The 4,204-nt window shown below is 68.8% G+C and carries 4 protein-coding genes and 1 rRNA gene; all 5 read right to left on the bottom strand.

From position 1 onward, the window contains the following. Positions 1-112: 112 nt before the first annotated feature. On the bottom strand, positions 113-1,285 hold the full coding sequence (locus tag AB0I54_RS47940; RefSeq protein WP_363302722.1) for an acetoin utilization protein AcuC: 1,173 nt from the start codon (positions 1,283-1,285) through the stop codon (positions 113-115). After that, positions 1,236-2,453, bottom strand: a complete 1,218-nt coding sequence (locus tag AB0I54_RS47935; RefSeq protein ID WP_363302721.1) for an MFS transporter — start codon at positions 2,451-2,453, stop codon at positions 1,236-1,238. The genes AB0I54_RS47940 and AB0I54_RS47935 overlap by 50 nt, the downstream gene beginning before the upstream one ends. 81 nt (positions 2,454-2,534) lie before the next feature. Then, positions 2,535-3,284, bottom strand: coding sequence for a VC0807 family protein (locus tag AB0I54_RS47930; RefSeq protein ID WP_363302720.1), 750 nt, complete (start codon positions 3,282-3,284; stop codon positions 2,535-2,537). 69 nt (positions 3,285-3,353) lie between these two features. Beyond that, positions 3,354-4,004: an HAD family hydrolase gene (locus AB0I54_RS47925; protein ID WP_363302719.1), complete on the bottom strand. Its 651-nt coding sequence runs from the start codon at positions 4,002-4,004 to the stop codon at positions 3,354-3,356. Positions 4,005-4,113: 109 nt separating this feature from the next. Then, positions 4,114-4,204: ribosomal RNA gene (gene rrf, locus AB0I54_RS47920) — 5S ribosomal RNA — on the bottom strand; the annotation flags it as partial.

The raw sequence follows: 4,204 nt of genomic DNA, 5'->3' as shown, positions 1-4,204 counted from the left end.
CCCAAACCCGACGCTCTTCCTTTGTGGGTGTTGGGGGCGGCAGCCCCTGGGGGTGGGACGGGTAGGGGCGGCGGGGGCGAGAAAACCCCACCCGCCACCCCCGCGCCGCCCCCTACGCCAGCAACCCCCGCAACGGAAACACCGCCCGCCGCGTAGCCAACACGGCCTGATCCAAGCGATCAGCGGGGTCGTACCCCAACCCCCAGTCCGCCCAGGACACAGGCCACCGCCCATCCGTCATCCGCGCCGGCGCCAACTGCCGCGTACGAGCGAACACTTCCTGCCGCCACCCATCGGGGATCACCGTCTCGGGCGCGATCTCCCGCCCACTCGCGATCCCCACCAGATGCGTCCAAGACCGCGGTACGACCTCCACCACCGCGTATCCACCCCCGCCCAGCGCGATCCACTTCCCGTCCGCGTACTCGTGCGCCAGGTCATGACACGCCACCTGCACCGCCCGCTGCGCGTCCAGCGAAACGGCAAGATGAGCAAGCGGATCCTCGAAGTGCGTATCCGCCCCGTGCTGCGTCACCAGCACCTGCGGACGGAAGTCGGCCAGCAGCTCGGGCACCACGGCGTGAAACGCCCGCACCCACCCCGCGTCCCCGGTCCCCGCCGGCAACGCCACGTTCACGGCGGACCCCTCCGCCGCCTCCGCCCCGGTCTCCTCCGGCCACCCGGTCTGCGGGAACAACGTACGAGGATGCTCGTGCAGCGAGATCGTCAGAACCCGCGGATCCTCCCAGAACGCCGCCTGCACACCATCCCCGTGATGCACATCGACGTCCACATAGGCCACCCGTTCGGCCCCGAGCTCCAGCAACCGCGCGATCGCCAGCGCGGCGTCGTTGTAGACGCAGAACCCCGACGCGCTGCCCGGCATCGCATGGTGCAGCCCACCCGCGAAGTTCACCGCGTGCAGCGCGTCCCCCCGCCACACCGCCTCCGCGGCCCCCACCGACTGCCCGGCGATCAGCGCGGACACCTCGTGCATCCCGGCGAAGGCAGGATCGTCCATCGTCCCGAGCCCGTACGCCCCGTTCGCCGACCCCGGATCCGCCGACGCGGCCTTGACCGCCTCGATGTAGTCCTCCCGGTGGACGAGCCGCAGCGTCGACTCCCCCGCCGGCTTGGCCGCGACGACCTCCAGTTCCCGGTCTAGCCCGAAGGCACCCACCAGTTTCCGGGTCAGCTCCAGCCGGACCGGATCCATCGGATGGTCCGGACCGAAGTCATAGCCCGTTACTGCCTCGTCCCACATCAGCTGTGCGCGGCCGCTCATGCCCGCCACCGTATCGGTCAGGTTGAGCGGCGAACGACCGGGCGTAGGCCAGTGTCACCAGCACCAACACCATCGGCACGAGCATGGCCCCGCGGTAGCTCCAGGCGTCCCCCAGCGCCCCCACCAAGGGCGAACCGACCAGGAAACCGACGTAGTTGAAGATGTTGAGCCGCGCGATGGCCGCGTCCGACGCCCCCGGGAACAGCCTCCCCGCCGCCGCGAAGGTCTGCGGCACGAGCACACACAGCCCCAGCCCCAGCAGGGTGAATCCGAGCATCCCGACCCAGGCCCCCGGCGCCACGGACACCACGGCGAACCCGAGCGCCGCCACCAGCGCCCCCACCCGTACGACCATCACGGCCCCGAACCGCCGTACCCCGAAGTCCCCGATGGCCCGCCCCAGCAGCGTGGTCACCATGTACACGTTGTACGGAACCGTCGCCAGCTGCTCCGAGCTGCCCAGCACGTCCTGCAGATACTTCGCACTCCAGTTGGAGACGGTCGAGTCCCCGATGTAGGCGAAGGTCATCACCAGACACAGCGGCAGGAGCAGCTTGAAGACGACACCCCCGCCCGCTGCCGTCCCCTGCGCCTCCTCGACGGGCTCCGCATCCCCGTCGACGTACCACCGGCTCCCCAGGAACGCCGCCGGCAGCAGCACCGCCACCACCGGCAGGTACGACACCCACAGCGCCAGATGCCAGTGCGCCCCGACCCAGGCCAGCGAGGCCCCCACGATCCCGCCCAGGCTGTACACGGCGTGGAAGCTGAGCATGATGCTCCGCCCGTACGTCCGCTGCAGACTCACCCCGAGCATGTTCATCGAGGCGTCCAGCGCACCTACGGCGAGCCCGAAGGCCGCCAGGGCCAGCGCCAGCTCGGCCATCCGCCCGCCCGCGCCGACCCCGAGCAGTGCCAGCAGCACCACCGGCTGGGACCAGCGCAGCAGCCGGCTGGGCCGTATTCGCTTCACCAGCTGCTCGGTCGTCACGCTGCCGACCCCAGCGAGGATCGGCACGGCGGCCAGGAAGACGGGCAGCAGCGCGTCGGAGACGCCGTACCGGTCCTGAATGGCCGGAATGCGCGTCACGAGCAGCGCAAAGGTGGCGCCTTGAGCGAAGAAGCTGAACGCCAACGAGGCCCTACCGCGCCGCAGCACATCTGTCATGGCGGCGAGCGTAGGGCCCCGGGGTACCCGTGGGTAGATCAAGCCAAAGATGAATTTCCCTCAGCTTTACCGAACTGGGTCTCAGGCGGCGACAGCAACCTCGGGCGTCCCGGCCTCGACCGTCCTCGCTTCGACCGTCCTCGCTTCGACCGCCCCGCCGCCGACCGCCCTGGCCTCGGCCTCGACCTCGGCGGCCAGCATCCCCTCCATCGGCCCGGCGGCCAGTCCGCCACTGACGACGAAGCCGATCGCCATAGCGACGATCATGATGACCGTGCCGAGCCACACCATGGTGTCCACGGGGACGGTGTAGGCGCCCACGACCCGCACAACGCACTCGGCGAGCAGCACCACTCCCCAGACGACGGAGAACGCCCGCTCCTTGCGGAGGAAGTCCGCGGACCCGGTCGCGCTCCCGGACATCAGCCGCTGCCAGGCGGCCTCCTTGGCCGAGTCCCCCTTCACCAGGAAGGGCTTCATGCCGGCGGTCATCATCGGCTTCCCGAGCACGACGGAGACCAGGATCCCGATGGCGACCGTGCTGCTGATCCCGCTGTCCTTGGCGAGCATCAGCCGCGGGTCACCGGAGACGAAGCTCAGCAGCAGGGAGACCACGTTCACGACGAGGATGAGCCCGGCCAGGCCGTTGGTCTTCCGCTCCTTGACCAGGCCCCAGACGGTCCGCACCGCCGGCACCACGCTGCTCCAGGCGAGCGCCGCGAAGGTGCTCATCCCGAGGCCGTCCTTGAACAGGTAGTACGAACCGAGAGGCACCGCCACGTCCACGATCAGCGGGGCGAAGGGGTTCTTCTTGCTCGTCTTCGTCGTCATGCCCTCAGCTTCGCGGAGGGGACGGGTACTCCAGTAGAAACGATCGTCCAGGGCTCGGCATGACATTTGTCAGGCCAGCAGGGCAGCCAACTCGCCCATGTCCGAGAAAAGTTGACCGGCGTCCGAGAGCTTTGCCGCGGGCGTCATCGCGGTGAACCCATAGACGTCCATCCCGGCCGCCACCGCCGCCTGTACGCCCAGCGGGCTGTCCTCCACGACCACACACCGCTCCGGTGCGACCCCCATCCGCTCGGCCGCGTACAGGAACAGATCGGGCGCCGGCTTGCCCCGCCCCACATCCTGCGAACTGAAGATCCTCGACTCCTCGAACCACCGGTCGAGCCCTGTCGTCCGATGCCCCACCCGGATCCGCTCATGACTCCCGGAGGAGGCCACGCAGTACGGCACCCCGTCCGCCGCCAGCTTCTCCAGCACGTCGGCAACGCCGGCCACCGGCTTCAACTCCCGCTCGAACGCGGCGAACACCCGGCCATGGAAGACATCGTCGAAGTCGTCCGGCAACCGGCGCCCGGTCCGCTCCTGGACGAGCTCATGGATCCGGTGCATCGCGGATCCCATGTAGTCGCGGATGGAGTCCTCGTACGAGGTCGGATGCCCGAGCTCGGTGAGATGGGCGGCCAGAATCCGGTTGGAGATCGGCTCACTGTCGACGAGGACGCCGTCGTTGTCGAAGATGACGAGTTCATAGCGATAGCGCATGCCTTCGAGCCTAAGCGCCCCTGAACAGCCCGAACACCCCGAATATCTCGAACACCTCTGAATGCAGAAAACCCCCGCACCGAAAGGTGCGGGGGTTTTCCCAATAATTGTTCGGCGGTGTCCTACTCTCCCACAGGGTCCCCCCTGCAGTACCATCGGCGCTGTGAGGCTTAGCTTCCGGGTTCGGAATGTAACCGGGC

The sequence above is a fragment of the Streptomyces sp. NPDC050625 genome, from assembly GCF_040654755.1.
Classification (GTDB): domain Bacteria; phylum Actinomycetota; class Actinomycetes; order Streptomycetales; family Streptomycetaceae; genus Streptomyces.
Note: the sequence above shows the minus strand (reverse complement) of the source record. Positions and strands in the feature narration are given on the sequence as shown.